20 protein-coding genes and 1 tRNA gene are annotated in these 18745 nt (G+C 37.5%); 4 read left to right on the forward strand and 17 right to left on the reverse strand.

The window, feature by feature from the left end; genetic code table 11:
• Nucleotides 1–35 precede the first annotated feature (35 nt).
• The 7 genes from AWW83_RS02795 to AWW83_RS02825 form a co-directional block, all read right to left on the reverse strand.
• Nucleotides 36–698: a cytochrome c oxidase subunit 3 gene (locus AWW83_RS02795; protein ID WP_092348139.1), complete on the reverse strand. Its 663-nt coding sequence runs from the start codon at nt 696–698 to the stop codon at nt 36–38.
• A gap of 25 nt (nt 699–723) precedes the next feature.
• Nucleotides 724–1374 (reverse strand): cytochrome c oxidase subunit 3, encoded by a 651-nt coding sequence (locus AWW83_RS02800; RefSeq protein ID WP_092348141.1) that lies wholly within the window; start codon nt 1372–1374, stop codon nt 724–726.
• Nucleotides 1375–1397: 23 nt separating this feature from the next.
• Nucleotides 1398–2261 carry a heme o synthase gene (gene cyoE / locus AWW83_RS02805; RefSeq protein ID WP_092348143.1) on the reverse strand — a complete coding sequence of 288 codons (864 nt, stop codon included), beginning with the start codon at nt 2259–2261 and terminating at the stop codon, nt 1398–1400.
• 2 nt (nt 2262–2263) lie between these two features.
• Nucleotides 2264–3310, reverse strand: a complete 1047-nt coding sequence (locus AWW83_RS02810; RefSeq protein WP_092348145.1) for a COX15/CtaA family protein — start codon at nt 3308–3310, stop codon at nt 2264–2266.
• Nucleotides 3311–3373: 63 nt separating this feature from the next.
• The gene (locus AWW83_RS02815) at nt 3374–5140 is read right to left on the reverse strand and encodes a cytochrome c oxidase subunit I (RefSeq protein WP_092348147.1); all 1767 of its coding nucleotides are present in this window, start codon (nt 5138–5140) and stop codon (nt 3374–3376) included.
• A gap of 23 nt (nt 5141–5163) precedes the next feature.
• On the reverse strand, nt 5164–6012 hold the full coding sequence (locus AWW83_RS02820; protein WP_092348153.1) for a cytochrome c oxidase subunit II: 849 nt from the start codon (nt 6010–6012) through the stop codon (nt 5164–5166).
• A gap of 15 nt (nt 6013–6027) precedes the next feature.
• The gene (locus AWW83_RS02825; RefSeq protein WP_092348155.1) at nt 6028–6729 is read right to left on the reverse strand and encodes a carboxypeptidase regulatory-like domain-containing protein; all 702 of its coding nucleotides are present in this window, start codon (nt 6727–6729) and stop codon (nt 6028–6030) included.
• Nucleotides 6730–6929: 200 nt separating this feature from the next.
• Here AWW83_RS02825 and AWW83_RS02830 point away from each other — a divergent pair.
• A tRNA-Arg gene (locus tag AWW83_RS02830) sits at nt 6930–7003 on the forward strand.
• An 8-nt stretch (nt 7004–7011) separates the two neighbouring features.
• Here AWW83_RS02830 and AWW83_RS02835 read toward each other — a convergent pair.
• From AWW83_RS02835 to AWW83_RS02875, 10 genes are all read right to left on the reverse strand, one after another.
• Nucleotides 7012–7350 (reverse strand): metal-sulfur cluster assembly factor, encoded by a 339-nt coding sequence (locus AWW83_RS02835; RefSeq protein WP_092348158.1) that lies wholly within the window; start codon nt 7348–7350, stop codon nt 7012–7014.
• Between the two features lie 58 nt (nt 7351–7408).
• Nucleotides 7409–7927, reverse strand: a complete 519-nt coding sequence (locus AWW83_RS02840) for a hypothetical protein (RefSeq protein WP_092348161.1) — start codon at nt 7925–7927, stop codon at nt 7409–7411.
• A 3-nt stretch (nt 7928–7930) separates the two neighbouring features.
• Nucleotides 7931–9040 (reverse strand): ABC transporter ATP-binding protein, encoded by a 1110-nt coding sequence (locus tag AWW83_RS02845; RefSeq protein WP_092348165.1) that lies wholly within the window; start codon nt 9038–9040, stop codon nt 7931–7933.
• 20 nt (nt 9041–9060) lie between these two features.
• On the reverse strand, nt 9061–10341 hold the full coding sequence (gene aroA / locus AWW83_RS02850) for a 3-phosphoshikimate 1-carboxyvinyltransferase (RefSeq protein ID WP_092348512.1): 1281 nt from the start codon (nt 10339–10341) through the stop codon (nt 9061–9063).
• 78 nt (nt 10342–10419) lie between these two features.
• The gene (locus AWW83_RS02855) at nt 10420–10632 is read right to left on the reverse strand and encodes a hypothetical protein (protein WP_092348168.1); all 213 of its coding nucleotides are present in this window, start codon (nt 10630–10632) and stop codon (nt 10420–10422) included.
• 38 nt (nt 10633–10670) lie between these two features.
• Entirely contained in the window at nt 10671–12230 is a 1560-nt protein-coding gene (gene gpmI / locus AWW83_RS02860) for a 2,3-bisphosphoglycerate-independent phosphoglycerate mutase (RefSeq protein ID WP_092348169.1), read from the reverse strand.
• A 174-nt stretch (nt 12231–12404) separates the two neighbouring features.
• The gene (locus tag AWW83_RS02865) at nt 12405–12974 is read right to left on the reverse strand and encodes a hypothetical protein (protein ID WP_092348171.1); all 570 of its coding nucleotides are present in this window, start codon (nt 12972–12974) and stop codon (nt 12405–12407) included.
• Nucleotides 12971–13918, reverse strand: coding sequence for a tol-pal system protein YbgF (gene ybgF, locus AWW83_RS02870; RefSeq protein WP_092348172.1), 948 nt, complete (start codon nt 13916–13918; stop codon nt 12971–12973). The genes AWW83_RS02865 and ybgF overlap by 4 nt, the downstream gene beginning before the upstream one ends.
• A gap of 86 nt (nt 13919–14004) precedes the next feature.
• Nucleotides 14005–14142, reverse strand: coding sequence for a hypothetical protein (locus AWW83_RS09860; protein ID WP_159421088.1), 138 nt, complete (start codon nt 14140–14142; stop codon nt 14005–14007).
• Nucleotides 14139–14570, reverse strand: a complete 432-nt coding sequence (locus AWW83_RS02875) for a bis(5'-nucleosyl)-tetraphosphatase (protein WP_092348174.1) — start codon at nt 14568–14570, stop codon at nt 14139–14141. The genes AWW83_RS09860 and AWW83_RS02875 overlap by 4 nt, the downstream gene beginning before the upstream one ends.
• Nucleotides 14571–14760: 190 nt before the next feature.
• On the opposite strand from AWW83_RS02875, the gene AWW83_RS09805 reads away from it, so the two are divergent.
• The 3 genes from AWW83_RS09805 (at nt 14761) to AWW83_RS02885 (ending at nt 18733) form a co-directional block, all read left to right on the forward strand.
• Nucleotides 14761–16071, forward strand: a complete 1311-nt coding sequence (locus tag AWW83_RS09805; RefSeq protein ID WP_143713868.1) for a PQQ-binding-like beta-propeller repeat protein — start codon at nt 14761–14763, stop codon at nt 16069–16071.
• Nucleotides 15956–17551 (forward strand): T9SS type A sorting domain-containing protein, encoded by a 1596-nt coding sequence (locus tag AWW83_RS02880; protein ID WP_159421089.1) that lies wholly within the window; start codon nt 15956–15958, stop codon nt 17549–17551. Before AWW83_RS09805 ends, AWW83_RS02880 begins: the two co-directional genes overlap by 116 nt.
• A gap of 147 nt (nt 17552–17698) precedes the next feature.
• Complete coding sequence (locus tag AWW83_RS02885; RefSeq protein ID WP_092348178.1) at nt 17699–18733, forward strand: glycosyltransferase family 9 protein; 1035 nt, start codon at nt 17699–17701, stop codon at nt 18731–18733.
• Nucleotides 18734–18745 lie beyond the last annotated feature (12 nt).

Below are 18745 nucleotides of genomic sequence, written 5' to 3' on the forward strand. Positions count from 1 at the left end.
TGCTTCGCTCATTTGAAATTTTAAATTTTTTGTTTTTAAAGAAGATAGAAAAATGCAAAAATGAAAACCCAAACAAGATCAACGAAATGCCAGTAAAGTCCAGCAACCTCAACACCTTCATAAGAGCCACGCTTATCATAAATTCCCTTAGCAACTCTTATCGCCATAATCGTCAAAACGATCACGCCACTTAACACATGCAAACCGTGAAAACCTGTTATCACAAAAAATGATGCTGTAAAAAGCGGAACGCCCCATGGATTGCTTGTCAAACGCGCTCCCTCGTGAATCAAATGACCCCACTCATACGCCTGACACATTAAAAACAAAAGTCCCCCTCCAATCGTAAGCAAAAGATATTTAATAACTCCCTTCCTGTCCATTCTCTTACCTGCATCAACAGCAAGCGCCATAGTTAAACTACTGCAAATCAAAATAAATGTCATAATGCTGACAAAAAGCAACGGCAATTTTGCACTTGTAAAAGGAAACGCTGAAAAAACTTCAATTCTACTTGGCCAGCTTGGCAAGCTCGCTCTCAATGAACCATAACCCGCAAGCAAACCTCCAAATGTAAACGCATCCGAAAGAATAAAAATCCACATTGTAAATTTCTCACGTGATGCAAGCGGTGGCTTACCTCCACCCCATGGCGACTTCAAAACTTTTTCCTGTTCAAGGGTCACTTCCTGTGTCATTTTAAACGATCTCCAGATTTTGTTTTTAAGTTGTGACTTTTATAAAAACGAAAAGATAAAGCCATAAAATGTCAAGAAAATGCCAATAAGTTATGCAAAGTTCAACGCCAAGTTTATTGCGAGAACTATAATACCCAAGCAACGATTTAACAAAAACATAAATCAACGATATAACTCCACCTGCAAGATGAACCGCATGAGCCCCTGTTAAAAGATAAAAAAACGAACTTGATGGATTTGTGCTGACATATATTCCCATCTCTCTCAATTGATTCCATCCCATCACTTGACCTGCAAGAAAGAGCAAACCTAAAAAAGTTGAAATCGCAAATAAAACTTTAAACGAAGCCACTTTATCCCTTCTCAATTGAAAATAACTTAACTGAATTGTCAAACTGCTCAAAAGCAAAACAAAAGTGTTGAACCAAAAAATTTCTGGCATTTCAAATCTCAACCAGTTTCCTGCCGAATGTCTGACAATGTATGCACTTGTTAAAGCAGAAAAAAGCATTATAATTGCTGATATAAAAAGCCATAAACCAAACTTTGCGGGCTGAACGGGCAAAGCATATGAAGAAGAATGCCCGCCAGCACCACCGCCACCTCCGTTGCTATAAGTCCCATTAAAATCTATATCCATCGCCCCAGATTTCGGTCGCTTTTTCTCTATCACCATTTTATCTCGCCTCCGAAATTTTTTTAAATTTTGTCAATCAAAAGTATTATCAAAATCAAAGGAAGATAAATTTCCGCCGTCAACATAATTTTTTTCGCAGAACGAACGGATGCATCTTTCAAAAGTGAAAGTGCTTGAGCAAAAAACAACACCCCACCAAAAACAGAAACAAGCAAAGCATATTTCCCTGCAAATCCTGCAATTGTTGGCATAAGTCCCATCGGCAAAAGCATAAATGTGTAAATTGCAAGATTAATTGCAACACTCCTACTGTCCGAAGATGGCAAAACTTTAAAACCCGCCCTTTCATAATCAGATTTACATATCAAAGCAATTGACCAAAAATGTGGGAATTGCCACAAAAATTGAATCCCAAATAAAATCACCGCACCAAGTTCAATTTCACCTCTCACAGCAGTCCAACCAATTACAGGCGGTATCGCCCCAGGAATTGCTCCAACAAAAGTGCAAAGCGGAGTTATCCTTTTCAAAGGAGTATAAGCAAAGACATAAATCAAAAAGGCAATTAAAGCAAGCAATGCGCTGATGAAATTAACATAAGTGTAAAGGATGAATTGACCAAAAATTAACATTAAAATTGCAATCAAAATTGCCGTGTGCTTCTTCATTCTCCCACGTGGAATTGGTCTGCCAGCAGTTCTTTTCATCAAAGCATCAACCCCAGCCTCAAAAACCTGATTCATCGCATTCGCAGAACCAACAACAAGAAAAACTCCAATCACTGTCATAATAAAACCAAACCAATCAACAACACCTCTATTTGCAATTAAATATCCCATCACAGTCGTAAAAACAACAAGCGATGTCAAACGATGTTTTATCAAAATGAGAAAATCACCCAAAAAGTTTGAAACTTTTTTAATCATCTTCAACCTCCCGATTTTGTCAAAACTAATTCACTTTCAACTCTCTCCGAAACCGCAACACCTTTCCAACTCAAAACTGCAAGAACAAGCGTTGTCCCAAACAAAGTCGCACCCGTTGCAACATGAAGAATTGTAATTGGAACAGAAAGTTTCGTCCATACAACTAAAGCACCAAGCAAAATTTGAAGAATAATCAAAACAATCCAAACCTTTGCAAATTGACTTAACAATTCAACTCTCTTTTTTATAGCCAAAACAGACGCATAAATTCCAAAACCAGCAACAACAAAAGCCCAAACTCTATGAGCAAAATGAATCGCCACCTTAAATTGAAGTTCAGCATAACTTATCGGAAAAGGCGCATTTGGCTCATAAGGAAGATTTCCAAACGGCGGAATCAATCTCCCAAATGAAAGTGGAAAATCAGGAATTATATTTCCAGATTGAGTATGCCTTACGAGAGCACCGATAAGAATTTGAATAAATGCAAAAACAAATGTTAAAGTGTATAATTTTGCAATTTTTACACCAGTGTTAATTTCGTTCAACTTAAATTTTTCCCACGCTTTTGAAGTGAAAAGAGCGATCAAAAAAGTCATGCATAAAACAATTTCAGCAAGCGTTGCATGAGTAATAGCAATTGCCATTCTAACAGGTTCAACATGTCCAACTGAAAAAAGACCTGTTACAGTATCTTGAAGATTTGGATTTGAAACAACGAGAACTCTTAATCCACCAAGCGTTGCTTGAAGAATGACCGCAACAAATGCGACAACTCCAAACACTTTCATATACTTTGGCTGTTTACTTCGCAAAAGCCATATCATAAGTATCGTTATCAAAATTGCAACCGTCCCCGCAACAAGCCGATGTCCGTGTTCATACAAAACTCCACCTGCCATTCTCGGGAATAATGTTCCATAAGAAAGTGGCCAATCTGGAACCGCATCTCCTGACCCTGTGCTTGTGACCGAAGCGCCAACGCCAATTAAAAACACAGCAAATATAGCGGTTAAAATTGCAAACCTATGTAAATTTTTTGAATACATTTCAAACTAACTTTATTTTTCCAAAAAGCGGGGAGAAATTTTCTCCCCGCAGTTTTAAAATTTTCACTTTGTTTCAACTTTAACTGGAACCGTCTGCGGAATGTAATCCTCTTCTGCACCAGGGACACTGTATTCATAAGGACCACGATAAACAACAGGGGTTTCAGGACCCCAATTGCCATGGGGTGGTGGCGAATCCGTCTGCCATTCAAGCGTCGTCGCCTTCCAAGGATTTTTATCCGCTTTCTTGCCTTTGAATATGCTCCAGAAGAAATTGAAGAGGAATAACAACTGCGCTGCTCCAGCTACAAACGCCGCAATCGTTATAAATTTGTTTAAGCCAAGAAATTGAGATGTAAAGTTATACTCTGTAAACGCATAATACCTCCTTGGAACACCCGCAATGCCTTGGAAAAACATCGGGAAGAAAATTAAATAAACACCGATAAATGAACCCCAAAAATGAAGTTTACCAAGTTTATCGTTCATCATTCTCCCAAACATTTTCGGGAACCAATGATAAACACCTGCAAACATCCCAAAAGCAGCTGATGTAGCCATTGTAAAGTGGAAATGCGCAACAACAAAATATGTATCGTGCAATTGAATGTCAACAGGCGCCGTCGCAAGAAAAGCTCCTGTTAATGCACCCGGGATAAACAATCCAAGGAAACCAAGTGCAAATAACATCGCTGGCGTAAATCTCAAATTACCACGCCATATCGTGACAAGATAATTAAAAACTAAAATTGCTGTTGGAAATGAAATTGCAAGCGTCGTGATAACAAAAACCTCACCTAAAACCGGATTCATTCCGCTTACATACATATGATGCCCCCAAACGATCATACTTAAAGCTCCAATTCCAATTATCGCACCAACACTGACTTTATAAGCAAATAACGGCTTTCTCGCATTTGTTGCAAGAATTTCACCAACAAGAGAAAAAGCAGGTATTGCAACTATGTAAACTTCCGGATGCCCCAAAAACCAAAACAAATGTTGCCATAAAATTGGATTTCCACCTTCGTGAGGAACCGGCTGACCACCGAGAACTAATCCACTTGGGACAAAAAAGCTCGTCCCAAATTCACGATCAAAAATTAACATAACTGCACCAGCAAGCAAAACAGGAAATGAAAGAAGCCCAAGTATAGCAGTTACAAACATTCCCCACACAGTTATGGGCAATCTTCCCATTGACATTCCCTTCGTTCTGAAATTCAAAGTTGTCGTTATATAGTTTAATGCACCAAGAAGCGAAGACACTATAAACAAAGCCATACTTATAAGCCAAAGCGTTGCGCCTAAGTCAGCACCCGGAATTGAATTTTTAAGCGCACTCAATGGCGGATAAAATGTCCAGCCAACCGCTGCTGGTCCCGTTTGAATAAAAAATGAAGCAAGCATCACAACAGAAGCTGCAAAAAATACCCAGTATGATAGCATGTTCAAAACAGGAAAAGCCATATCCCTTGCTCCAATCTGCAAAGGTATAAGATAATTTGAAAATGTCCCGCTCAAACCAGCAGTCAAGAGAAAGAAAACCATAATTGTTCCATGCATTGTGATCAAAGCAACATAAAACTCGGGTTTCAAAATTCCACCCTCAGCCCATTTTCCGAGAATTTTTTCAAGTATCGGCATCGGCTGATTTGGATACGCAAGTTGCAATCTCATCAACCAAGATAAAATCATTCCAACTACTCCCCAAAATATTCCCGTGATCAAATACTGCCTTGCTATTGTTTTATGGTCTGTGCTGAAGATATATTTCGTTATAAAACTTTGTTTATGTGCAACCTCCGTATGTTCCGTGTGAATTGCCATTGTCTTTTCCTCCGTAAATTTTTTTAGTAATAGATATCACCAGCCGGTGTCTGTTCACTCAACCACTGTTTAACTTCTTCCATCGGCTTGACAACAACTGGCAATTTCATTCTATAATGTCCAAGTCCACAAAGTTCAGCGCATGCAAGCTCAAATTCCCCTTCTTTCTTCGGAACAAACCATGTCCTCGTTGTCATCCCGGGGACAGCATCCTGCTTAACTCTGAAATTCGGCAGAAAAGGACTGTGTATCACATCTTTTGATCTGATTAAAAGAACAACAGGGTGATCAAGTGGCAAATACATAATCCCCTGCCCCGCTGGAAAGACAATATCATCTTTTGCAGCTTCATCACTTATATCAATCCCAAGCGGGTTATCGTATGAAATCAAACTTGGATCAGTCCTACCAAATTTTCCATCTGGACCCGGATACCTTAAACTCCAAGCAAATTGCTCTCCTGTGATCTCAACAAGAAAAGCATCCTTTGGAATTTCACCATGAATTTTTCCCCAAAGCGAAGCACCACCGAGAAATTCAGCGCTTATTTCAAGAATTATCACAACGAGAGTTCCAGGCAAAATTGACCACAAAATCTCCTTACGAGTAGTCCCCGGAAGATAAAACGCTTTTTTCCCAGGTTGACCAGAATACCTAAAAATGAAATATGATAAAACCAATTCACTGATGACGAACAAAATCCCAGCAATTATAAAAATTGTGATAAAAATTCTGTCAATCGTTTCTCTATCCGATGCAAGTTCCGGAAGCCACCATCCATTTCTTAACACAATCCACACACTCGCAATCATACCAAAAACAAAGAAAAACAAAAATAATAATCCGTGAAATTTGCTCTGCTTTTCTTCCATGGCTTTCTAACCCTTTTATTTCTTCCTTTCAAATGTGAATTCTATCGTCTTGACTTCTCCTGCCTTAACAGTCACGGTTTGCGTCTGCGTCCCTAATCTCTCATGCCACGCTTCAATTGTATACGTTCCAGGCGGAAGATTTTTAATTTCAAATTCACCTTTATCATTTGTCACACTGTAGAATGGATGATCAAGAACTCCCGCATACGCACTCATCCAAGGATGAACATCGCATTTGAAAGGAACCATAATCTCGGGAGTGTCAAAGGTATGATAACTCTTCATCCCTTTAACTGGTTGCCCAATGTTAAATGGCTTGTTCTTTTTTGGTGTTGCGTGGATATTATGAAGCAACGGGTCACTATTCCTGACCTCAAGCTTTTGCCCTACCATTATTCCAAACACATGCGGATGATACCAGCAACCCTGTTGATCAAGAACAACTGGTTCGGAAGGCGGATTATATTTGCCTTTTACTCCTTCCTTCACATAGACAAATACCCACTTCAAAGTCCCATTCTGATTGACAACGACATCTTCAGCTTGAACTTGCTTCCCACCGTGTATAGCATCACATTGACGATCAGCTTTCATGCTTATCAATCTTGGCTTCGGGGCTTCACCGCTAAATTTTACTACCCCCTTTACCGTTGCATTTTGTGCAAATGCGAAGGAAATGAAACTAAACAACAAAACGATGGAAATTAATTTTTTCATTTCAATCACCAATTTTTATTTTAAATTAGGATAAATGCCATCCTAATTTAATACATTAAAAAATAAAAGTCAAGTTTTCATAACCTCACAAAATTAGAATTTGCTCATCAAACTCCGAAAACGAAATTAAATGGATAAAATCCAAGCGCGGGATGAAACTTGAAAGAGAAAAAATTTATTCGTATATTTAAAGTGAATTTGCGCCCGTAGCTCAACTGGATAGAGCGTCTGGCTACGGACCAGAAGGTTGGGGGTTCGAGTCCCTCCGGGCGTGCTAACTTATTACTTCTCTTCTTCGCTTTCTTCACCTGTGCTTAATCCGAGATCTCCAAAGAGTTGCATTCTTGCTTTCTCTGACATCATGCTTGGATTCCATCTCGGCTCCCACACAACAACGACATCCGCATCTTTAACACCAGGGATTTTAAGCAATCTTTCTCTCACCTGCTGACTTATAAATGTATGCGCAGGGCAACCCGGAGCTGTAAGCGTCATCTTAACACCAACCCAATCATCAATAATTTTTACCTCATAAACAAGCCCAAGGTCAACGATATTTATCGGGATTTCTGGGTCATAGCACTCTCTCAAAGCTTCATATACTTGTTCTTCTGTCACCATGGCTGTTTCAATTTTTTGTTTTTCTTTTAATATAACACCTCATTGAAACTTTTAAAAATTATTTTCTTTTCTTCCGTGCCTTAACGCTTGATTCGTAAAGTTCAAGTTTTTCAAGAAGTTGAATTGTTTTGTCTATCTGCTCACGTAATTCCATAAACGATGAAATTACCCTGTTTAAATCTTCACTTGCTATATCTTTTTCAGAATAAATTTGTGCAATCAAATTTTCAAGCCCCGCCCTCATCTTTTGATAACTTTTTAAAAACGCATCACGCATCAATTTTGGTGTCAATTTAACAGAGCGAAGTTTCACCCGTGGTCCAGTTCCATATATTTCAATCTGCATTAAAAGTTTCTCAACGCTTTCGGGCAAATCATAAAAAGTTGTTTCACTGGTTTCAACAACTTCAAATTTCCTGCTTCGCTTTAAGAAGTTTACAAACTCTGAAAAAGAAGGAAGATTTATTTCAGGATGATTATACTTTATCAAAAGATAAATTTTCCTCGCCGGGACAAGTATCTCATCATCTTTTGCAATTATCTCCTCAATTATTTTTGAAAGTTTGCGATTTGACATCTCTTATTTGTATAAAATTGATTCTTCTGTGTCTTTATCAAAGAAATGCGCCTTTCTCATATCAATGATAAGTTCTTTATAAATCCCGGTTTTCGGTTCTTCATGTGCTGGAATTCGTGCAACGCATTGAGCAGTCGGTGTTGCAAAGTAAAGATAAATCTCGTTTCCCATCGGCTCAACAACATCAATTAGAACTTTAATCCTCTCACCATTGCTTATTTGAGTGTAAAGTGGATCGTAAATATGTTCGGGTCTTATGCCAAGCGTTATCGGTTTATCAATGTAATTTTTAAGTTTATCGTAAAATTCCTCTGGAATAGAAAGTTTAACGCCATTGCTGTTTTCAACAAATTTTAATCCATTTTCTTGAATTATTTTTCCATCAAGAAAATTCATTGACGGGCTACCGATAAATCCAGCCACAAATTTATTCTTTGGGTAATTGTAAAGATTAAGTGGTGTATCAATTTGCTGAATTATCCCATCTTTCATAACAACAATTCTATCTCCCATCGTCATGGCTTCAATTTGATCGTGCGTTACATAAATCATCGTTGCACCAAGTTTTTGATGAAGTTTTGAAATTTCCGTTCGCATCTGGACTCTAAACTTTGCGTCAAGATTGCTCAATGGTTCATCAAAGAGAAAAACTTTTGGATTTCGCACGATGGCTCTTCCAACAGCAACTCGCTGTCTTTGTCCGCCAGAGAGTTCCTTCGGTTTCCGATCAAGAAGGTGCTCAATCCCGAGAATTTTTGCTGCTTCTTTAACTCGTTTGTCAATTTCACTTTTCGGATATTTGCGCAGTTTTAATCCAAAAGCCATATTCTCATAAACTGTCATATGCGGATAGAGCGCATAATTTTGAAATACCATGGCTATATCTCTGTCTTTGGGCGGGACATCATTTACAATTTTGTTGTCAATGTAAATATAACCGCTTGTCACATCTTCAAGCCCTGCTATCATCCGAAGCGTCGTCGTTTTACCACATCCAGATGGACCGAGCAAAACCATAAATTCTCCATCTTTCACATCAAAGGTTGCATCTTTTACGGCTACAACATTGTTTGGATAAATTTTGCTCACATTTTCAAGCTTCACCTCTGCCATATTCTTTACACCTCCATTTTTCAATTTTGAAGATTTTTTAATACATCGTAAAAACCGGGGAAAGAAATCGTAACACAATTCGGATTATCAATTATCGTCTCTCCATCAGCAATTAATCCAGCGATTGAAAAAGCCATAGCAATTCTATGATCATTAAATGTCTCAATTAAAGCTCCCTTTAATTTTTTTACTCCTTCAAAAGCAAAGCCATCTTCATATTCTTCAACATCAATTCCCATCTTTCGCAAATTTACAACAATTGCTTTTATCCTGTCGCTTTCTTTGTTTCTTAAATCAACCGCATCTCTAACTTCAAATTTTCCATGGGCGACTGCACCAGCTACTGCAAGTATCGGAATTTCATCAATTATGTTCGGGATTATATCGCCAGAAAGTGTTAAGTTTTTAAGTTCTATATCTTTTCCAGATCTGACGATAACATCTCCAACCAACTCATTTGCAATCTCACGCAAATTTTCTACTTCAATGTTTGCTCCCATTCTTTTAAGCACATCAATAAAACCTGTTCGTGTCGGATTTAGTCCGACATTTTTTATTACCAGAGTTGATTCAGGAATGATTGAGCCAGCAACTATGAAAAACGCAGACGATGATATATCGTTTGGGACGAAGTAATTTTTCGCTTCAATTTTTTGTCCGCCATCAACCTCAATTATTTTTTTACTGTCTTCCAAATAAGTTTTAAGCCCGAGCAATCTTTCTGTATGATCGCGGGTTGGGATTTTTTCAATTATTTTCGTTTTACCATCTGTGTAAAGCCCAGCAAATATAAGACACGATTTCACTTGCGCGCTTGGTATTTCAAGCTCATATTCAATCGGATTTAATTTTTCAACGCCAAAAATTTTTAACGGTGGAGTCCCATCCACAGATGCTTCAATTTTTGCTCCCATCATTCTCAATGGTTTTACAATTCTCATCATAGGTCTGCGCCGAAGCGAATCATCGCCTGTTATTTCAGAGTCAAAATTTTGTCCCGCAAGAATTCCAGAAAGAAGACGGATCGTCGTTCCAGAATTTCCTGCGTTAAGAACTGAACCCGGCTTTTTTAAACCTTTTAATCCTTTACCCTTTATCCTCAACTTGTCGGAAAGTTCAATCTCAACTCCGAGATTTTTAAGGCAATTTAATGTGCTTAAAGTATCATCCGCAATTAAAAAGTTTTCAATTAAATTTTCACCCGTTGAAAGTGCAGAGATTAAAGCAACACGATGTGAAATTGATTTATCTCCGGGCGGATAAATTACTCCTTTTAATTTTTTCACTTTGCTTAATTTCATCACTTGCATTCGGGTAGATTGACTTTAAAAACAAAAGGGGTTGCTTAAAGCAACCCCCTTGGTTAAACCTTCCGAAGCTTAAGCTTCGGTTGCCCCAGCTGATTCCACAGATACTTCCTCTTTCTTCTCCACTCCAAGTTTTGACTCAAGCGCTTCAACTCTTTTTACAAGTTCATCAAGCTGTTGTTGAAGAGATTTAAACTTCGTGTCAACATAATTTTTTGAAACACCGCCGGCTTTAGCTGGGGCTTTTTTCGCCGGTTTCTTCGCTGCTTTTTTCGCCTTTGCCATAAGCTCTCCCTCCTGATTTAGTTTTGATTAAATTAATTTTACTTCGCCATATACGGCACTTTTTCAAGCAACAAAATTTCTCCATCCATTTCCTCAGGGATAGGTAAATTCATAATTGTAAGTATCGTTGGTGCTATATCGCCAAGTTTGCCTCCAGTTTTCAATTCGCCTTTGTAATCGTCCATAACAAGTATGAAAGGAACTTGACTTGTCGTATGTGCAGTGTGCGGTTCGCCTGTCTCTGGGTCAATCATCTTTTCTGCATTCCCGTGATCCGCAGTTATTATCATAACATAATCGTTTTGTTTCACCGCTTCGTAAATTCTTCCAATGCATGTGTCAATCGCCTCAATTGCCTTAACAGCTGCTGGAATAATTCCAGTGTGCCCGACCATATCTGGATTTGCAAAGTTCAAAACTATCAAATGATATTTTTGCTTGTTAATTTCTTCAATAACTTTATCAGTCACCTCATAAGCGCTCATCTCCGGCTTTAAATCATATGTTGCAACTTTTGGCGATGGTATCAAAATTCTATCTTCGCCCTCAAATGGATCTTCCCTACCACCACTGAAAAAGTAAGTCACATGCGCATATTTTTCCGTTTCGGCAATCCTTAACTGTTTCAACCCGTGTTTTGAAATAACTTCGCCAAGTGTATTTGTCAGATAAACTGGTTTAAAAGCAATGGGAACATCAAAATCATCATTATATTCAGTCATTGTAACAAAGTGAACATCAAGTTTTTTTCTTTGAAACTTATCAAAATTTTCATCAATAAATGCCCTTGTCAATTGTCTTGCCCTGTCCGCTCTAAAATTGAAAAATATAATTGAATCACCGTCTTTAACTTGACCAACTGGTTTATCATTTTCATCAACAACTATGAATGGGACAACAAATTCATCAGTAATTCCTTTTTCATAAGATTTCAAAATTCCTTCTTCTGCGCTTTTAAATTTTTCTCCCTGTGCTTCGGTCATCGCCCTGTAATATCTTTCAGTTCTTTCCCATCTGTTATCTCTGTCCATTCCGTAATATCTTCCGCCGACGACAGCAATTTTTCCAACGCCAATTTCTTTTGCTTTCGCTTCAAATTGTCTTACATATTCAATTGCGCTTGAAGGTGGTGTATCTCTCCCATCAAGAAGAGCGTGGACATAAACTTTATCAACATTGTGCATCTTCGCAAGTTCAAGTAATGCATAAAGATGTTCCATATGACTATGAACTCCACCATCAGACAAGAGTCCAACAAGATGCAATGCACTATTATTTTTCTTAACATTTTCAATTGCCCCAAGCAAAGCCTCGTTCCTGAAAAATTCTCCGTTTTTAATCGCCTTGCTTATCCTCACAATATCTTGATAAACAATTCTTCCAGCACCGATGTTTAAATGCCCAACCTCTGAATTTCCCATTTGACCGTCTGGAAGTCCAACATATTCACCCGATGCATGGAGTGCAACCCACGGATAATTCGCATAAAGAAAATCAAATGTTGGTTTCTTTGCAAGTGCTATTGCATCTCCTTCAATCGGTATATTTTCATCCCTAACTCCGAAACCATCAAGGATTATTAAAATGACTTTTCTCATTCTACGAAAACTTTGTTTTAAAAATCTTTTCAATTTGAAATATAAAAAGTTTTACACTCATTTTCAATAATTTCAAAATTTCCCGTTTCAAATTTCGCAGAATATACCGCAGAGCATAAAAATGGCGGGGAAAATGATTAAAAATCAATCAAAATAAATACTTTTATCACTTGCCTATTTAATCTTCAAAGGTCTGGGTGGAGGACTCCCAGTAACAAGAAAGGCGTAATATGTTTGAAATGAACCCGTTATTTGAATTAATTTCGTCTTTGGTTCGTATGTATTTGGATCAATCTCTTTAAGTCTCAGGTTAAAATCACCAGCGATCTTGTGAAGTTGCAAGTTGTGATATGTTAAGTTCAAAACACCTGTCCCAATCGGCTCAGATGGATTAAGCATTGAATCAATTGTTGCGGTTGAATATACCGCTTCGGCTGAATCAACATAAATTGCAAAAAGTTCAATTGGTTTCTTCGTTGCGTCGTAAGTTTTTGGAATTTGCATCCCCGTTGAAAATTTGAATCCAATCGCAATTGTGCTAAACAATCTCCCATCGGTATATTTAGCACCGATCAATGTCATAACCTGAGCCGAATCGTCATAAACCGCAAGAACTGAATCAATTTTAAATGATTTTCCATCAACTGTTAAGTTTATATACGGTAGGAACTGGTCTTGGTTTTCCTTTTGACAGGATGAGACAAGGACAAGGAGCGATATCAAAAGCCAAAATTTAAATTTCATAATCTTTCCAATCTATCTTTTGCTTTTTTAGCAACGGGGCTTTTTGGGTATTCTTTAATGACACGGTTCATATATTCCTTTGCTTCTTTTATCTTTCCAAGCGCAGCATAACAACGACCAAGCATATACAAAGCATCTGGGGTTTTGGCTGACTTCGTCTGAGCAACATAATTGAAATACTCAATCGCCTTTTCATATTGTTTCAAACCAAAATAACTTTCACCAATCCAGTAAGCAGCGTTGATTTTAAGATTTGTTTCAACATTGCTCTTTAACAGCGTGTCAAAATATGCGATTGCGGTTTGGTATTTGCGATTTCTAAAATCATTTAAACCACGATTATAATAAACTCTAAATTCTTTTTCCGTTATTTTAACAGTCGGTGTTTCAGGAATAATCGTTGGATATGTCGCTTTAACTTCACCAGCAACTGTTGCAGGTTGAGAAGAAGCTTTAACTTCAAGTTCAGCAAGTTTAGCTTGAAGGTCTCTTATCTGTTTTTTATACTCCGCAATTTCGCTATCTCGTTTGGCAATTTCAGCTTTAAGTTCAACTTCACCTCCAACTGGTTGTGTTTCATATTGGGAAAGTTTTGCTGAAAGTTCTCTTGTCTTTTGACGTTCCGCTTCAAGTTGCTCACCGAGTTCAGAAATTTTCGCTGTTAATTGAGTATTTGTTTCTTGCAGAGAACGCAATTTCTTTTCAAGATCTGCTTTCTCATTTTGAAGTTGAGCATTCTGCGATTGTAGCTGACTTATCTGAGATTTCAATGCTTTGTTTTCCTCTGAAAGGGTCGCAATTTGAACTGTATCAATTCCTTCCGTTGTTTCCTTAATTGCCTCCCCGTAGATATCTTCTTGTTCAGCTGTTGACGCACAGCCATAAATTGAAAATGAAAACCAAACCCCCATTAACAGAACCAATAGATAACTTGTTACTTTCATTGCTAAAATTCCTTCTTTGTTTGACTTAATTTAAAATAAAAAAGTATGAGACAAAAGTCAAGCAAAAATCAAATGCACATCTTATATCAGATAAACAATTCGCTCTCATCAAATGCAAAATTTTCGGTCTCTTCTCCAGAGATTTTCGCAAGTAATAGAACGAAAGCAATGATAAGAGCGATCGGCAAAATTACAAAAAGGAAAAATGAGGCAAATTTTTTCACTTTACATCACCAAATTTGTTTTTTAAGAATTTATATGCTTTGCTTAAAACATTTATGCTGTTCTTGTGTTTTAGATATTTCAACGCTTCGTCAATCGTCACCCACGCATAATCTTCATGCTCATATGAAAGTTTAACTTCTTTTTCGCTCGTTTTCGCAAGATAATAGTTAACAGTTTTGTAAACCAGTTGCCCTTTCATTCTGTAATAGTATCCAACCTTTTCTTTGAACCCATCAATTATCTCAATCTCTTTTATTCCTGTTTCTTCCTCAACCTCTCGTTTGACAGTTTCAAGTTCGCTTTCTCCCTTTTCAACATTTCCCTTTGGGAAATCCCAGTGCCCGAGTCCGTATTTTAAGATCAAAAATTTATATTCCCCATTTTCAATCCTGTAAATTACAGCTCCAGCCGAATGCTCTCTTACCAAAGTGACTTTTCATTTAGTTAGTTTTCCTGATTTAAATTTGTCAAAAAATAAAAAAATTTCAAAACACCACACCTAAATAAAACGCCCCAGAAATTGAGACAATGTGATTTATTTCACATTAAACATTTTTAAATTTTTCATAATTTCTATTGAAGCAAATTTAATCCATCAAACAAACGGAGGTGCTACTATGCAGAAGAAAATCATCTTATCGGCGATATTCATTCTGTTAATTTCTTTTCCACTGAACTCTCAAGATGGCTCAATCTTCAAGTTATTCCAAAATCCAGAAGTTCCCAATGGTCCTGTTTTAGCAATCCTTCCCTATGGCGATACTATCTTTGTTGGCGGTTCATTCCATTTCTGGGGTCCTCCAATTGGTAGTTTCGGCGTCTTTGATTTGGCAACAGGAGATGTTGACCTTGATTTCTTCAGATTAAGCACCCCTGTATACAAAATACTGCTTGACAATAATGGAGGTTTCTACATATGCGGTTCGGGAAGCATGGGCACCAAAAACTTACTTAAGAGGGATGGGACATCAAAATCTTTTAATAGCATAATCCATGTAAATCCTGATGGAAGCGTTGATGAAAACTTTAATGCGCCCTCCTTTAAGCCATATACCAATGCTCCTATTCACAGTATGGCTCTCTATGATACAATACTTTTCGTGCTGGGAAATTTTCAAAAAGTAAATGACTCTTCAAGAACATATCTTGCTGCTCTTGATGCGAGAACAGGAAAAGTATTGCCTTGGAAAACTGATTCAATTGCTTTTAACTCTCTTTGGAAATCGGGAATTGCTGTATATGACACAACTCTCTATGTCTATGGAGATATTCAACAGGTTGGAGATTCAATAAGAACGGGCATTGCAGCATTTGACATAAGGACAGGAAAACTTCTGCCTTGGAACCCGAAGGTAAAGGGTGAAGTCCATTCAATAGCAGTTTATAACAACATTGTTTATATCGGCGGAGATTTTGATTCGGTGGGAACATATAAACGATCTAACCTTGCTGCTATTAACAAAATAACTGGAGAAGTTACAAATTGGGCACCGAATGCATCTTCTTATGTATATGCATTAAAAGTATATGGCTCTAAACTATTCGTGGGTGGATCATTTGAAAGAATAGACACAGTAAGAAGAGAAAATATCGCTTGCTTTGATCTTGCGACAGGACAGCTAACTAATTGGCAAGCAAATGTAATTTTCACTCTGAGGCTTAAAAGTAGCACTGGCTCCTATTCGTCTTATTATGTTCCAGATTATTTTTCTTTGGGAGTATATGACATTGAAATTGTTGACAGCACTTTGTTTATTGCTGGCGACAATCTTAACGCTTTTATTACAACAGGCACTGATACAGTTATTAAATATGGAATTCGTAGCATTAGATCTTGTCACTGGAAACTTAAAAAATTGGGATGGCTGTGCGTTATATGGAGATGCACCTATTTTGGGATATTCTGTATACGGCGCTATGATAAATGACTTACAGGTTTGGGGAAATAAATTGCTTGTTGGAGGGGAGCTTTTCAGCGGACAAAACATAATGGGATCGCTTGGACGACAGGTGATAGAAAGGAACATAGTTGCTGCGATTGATGCAAAAACCGGAAAAGTGATAAGAGGATGGAAAGGTCCCGATTTTACTTTTGTGGAATGTTACTATGATAAAATCGGGTCCTGGTATTCAAAGACGCTCGCAAAATATGTCTCTGCACTTGCAATAGATGATTCAACACTCTATGTAGGTGGTAATATGTCTCTAAAAGGTCCACACTGGTATAGTTATTACTGCGATATTCGGGATTATCCAGAAGTACTTGTGGCACTTGATCTTAAAACAGGACAAGTTAGAAGAAAATGGACATTTGATAAATCAGAAGATCTTTTAAATCGGGCGAACGGATATGATGGCATCAAAAAGATACTCCCAACTCAAAATGCAATCTATGTTGCAGGTGGTCTGTGGTGGATAAAAGTCCCTGGAAGTAAAATAGGGTTTGTTGTGATTGACAGATCAACTGGAAATATCCTTAACTGGAACGCTGGTCTCTGGGGTGGAGCTCGTTCAGTTGCCATTAAAAATGATACATTGTTTGTTGCTGGATGGTTTACAAAAGTTCTTGACACTATACCGCGAACATATATAGCTGCGTTTTCAACACGCCTTGATAGTGTTAAATTGCTTAATTGGCAATCAGGACCATTTCAAATTTTATACGATAGTGACAATAGATTGACCGCAACCATATGGAATATGGCTCTTGATGATTCTGTGCTTTACATTTGTGGCACGTTTAAAACTTCGGGTGATTCTGCTCGTGAACGTATCGCATCAATTTACACTCGCGATGGAAAGTTTACGGGATGGAAACCATCTACTTCATCTCTAGGATCAAATTATTACACTTCCATTGCTTTGACAGATTCAGTTGTTTATTTTGGTGGGAATTGGGGAGTTGATGCATTTAGCAAGAGAACGGCTCAAAAAGTGAGCAGGCGCTGGCACAACAATACTCCAAGGATAGACATTAGTGCCATTGCCGTTAATCCGAAATATAGACATGTTTACATAGGTGGTAAATTCTTTGGCAATCCTGATATAACAGGGGCTTACTATCCAATGCCTTTCTTCTTTATCGCTCCTTATGCTGAGGATGTTCTAACATCCGTAGAAGAACTAAATCAACTTGTCATTTTGAACGATTACAAACTTTATCAAAACTATCCAAACCCATTTAACCCATCAACAAAGATAGAATTTGAAATTCCAAAGAAAGAGCATGTAAAACTCATTATATACGATATTCTCGGTAGAGAGGTAAAAAGAGTTGTTGATGAAGAGCTTCAAATGGGTAGATACACTGTCAATGTTGATATGAGTGGATATTCAAGCGGTGTATATTTTTATCGTTTTGAAGCTGGCAATTTTGTAAGTGTTAAGAAAATGATACTTCTTAAATAAAATTTAAAGCCGGGCATTTGTGCCCGGCGCTTTTTCATTAAAAATTTAACCCCTCACTTTATCCCCCGCTTTCACATCTATTTCCAAAAGTTTTTCAAATTTTTTGTTTTCTGCTTAAATTTTTTCAAAAATTTTTCAACATTAAAGATGAAAACTTTTCAAAGAATTTTGATAACACGACTTCGTTTCATTGGAGATGTCGTATTGACAACGCCCGTGATAAGAGCAGTGCGAAGAAAATTTCCAAACTCTTATATCGCTTATCTTGCGGATAAAAACGCAATTACTCTGCTTGAAAATAATCCATATCTTGATGAGCTCATCCCATTTGATTTTGGTTGGACATTGAAGGAACAAATTTCGTTTATAAAAGAAATACGAAGAAAAAAATTTGATCTCGTTATTGATTTATTCGGAAATCCGAGAAGTGCAATTTTGAGTTTTTTAAGTGGGGGAAAGGTAAGAATTGGTGGAGCATTTGGATGGAGAAAATTTTTATATACTCATCCAATACCAAGAACGAACGAGCAGAAAAACGCAATAAAATTTCACATTGACTATTTAAAACCAATCGGAATAGAAGTAAACGATGATTTTGAGACAGAAATTTTCTTAACGGATGAGGAGAGAAACTGGGCGAAAAATTATTTGAAAAGTAAAGGAGTTGATTTAGGCAAAAAAATAATTGGCATACATCCGGGCGCAACTTGGCCAGCAAAAATGTGGTTGAAGGAAAACTTTGCAAAACTTGCAGATAAAATTGTAACTAAAATTGGTGCTGATGTCATCATAACTCACTCCGAAAAAGAAACAGACCTGGCAATTGAAGTTTTTAATTTAACTTTGAAACGAAACATTTTCATCCTTGATAGCTTGAATTTAAGACAGCTTGCATCAGTTTTATCTTTGCTTGATCTTTATATCTCAAACGATTGCGGTCCAATGCATATCGCAGTTGCGGTTGGAACCAAAACAATTGGACTTTTCGGTCCAGGCGAAGAAGATATATGGTTTCCATACCCGGAAAGCAAAGGACATAAAGCGTTAAGAGTTGATGTTGAATGTCATCCGTGCCATCTTGATTTTTGTAATCGCGAAGGTGAAGATTATATGAAGTGTATGAAGTTATTGACAGTTGATATGGTTTTCAATGAGGTTGCAAAAATAATAAAAAGGGGCTGAAAAAACAGCCCC

The sequence above is a fragment of the Candidatus Chryseopegocella kryptomonas genome (assembly GCF_001536065.1).
In the GTDB taxonomy this organism is placed as follows: Bacteria; Bacteroidota; Ignavibacteria; order Kryptoniales; family Kryptoniaceae; genus Kryptonium; species Kryptonium kryptomonas.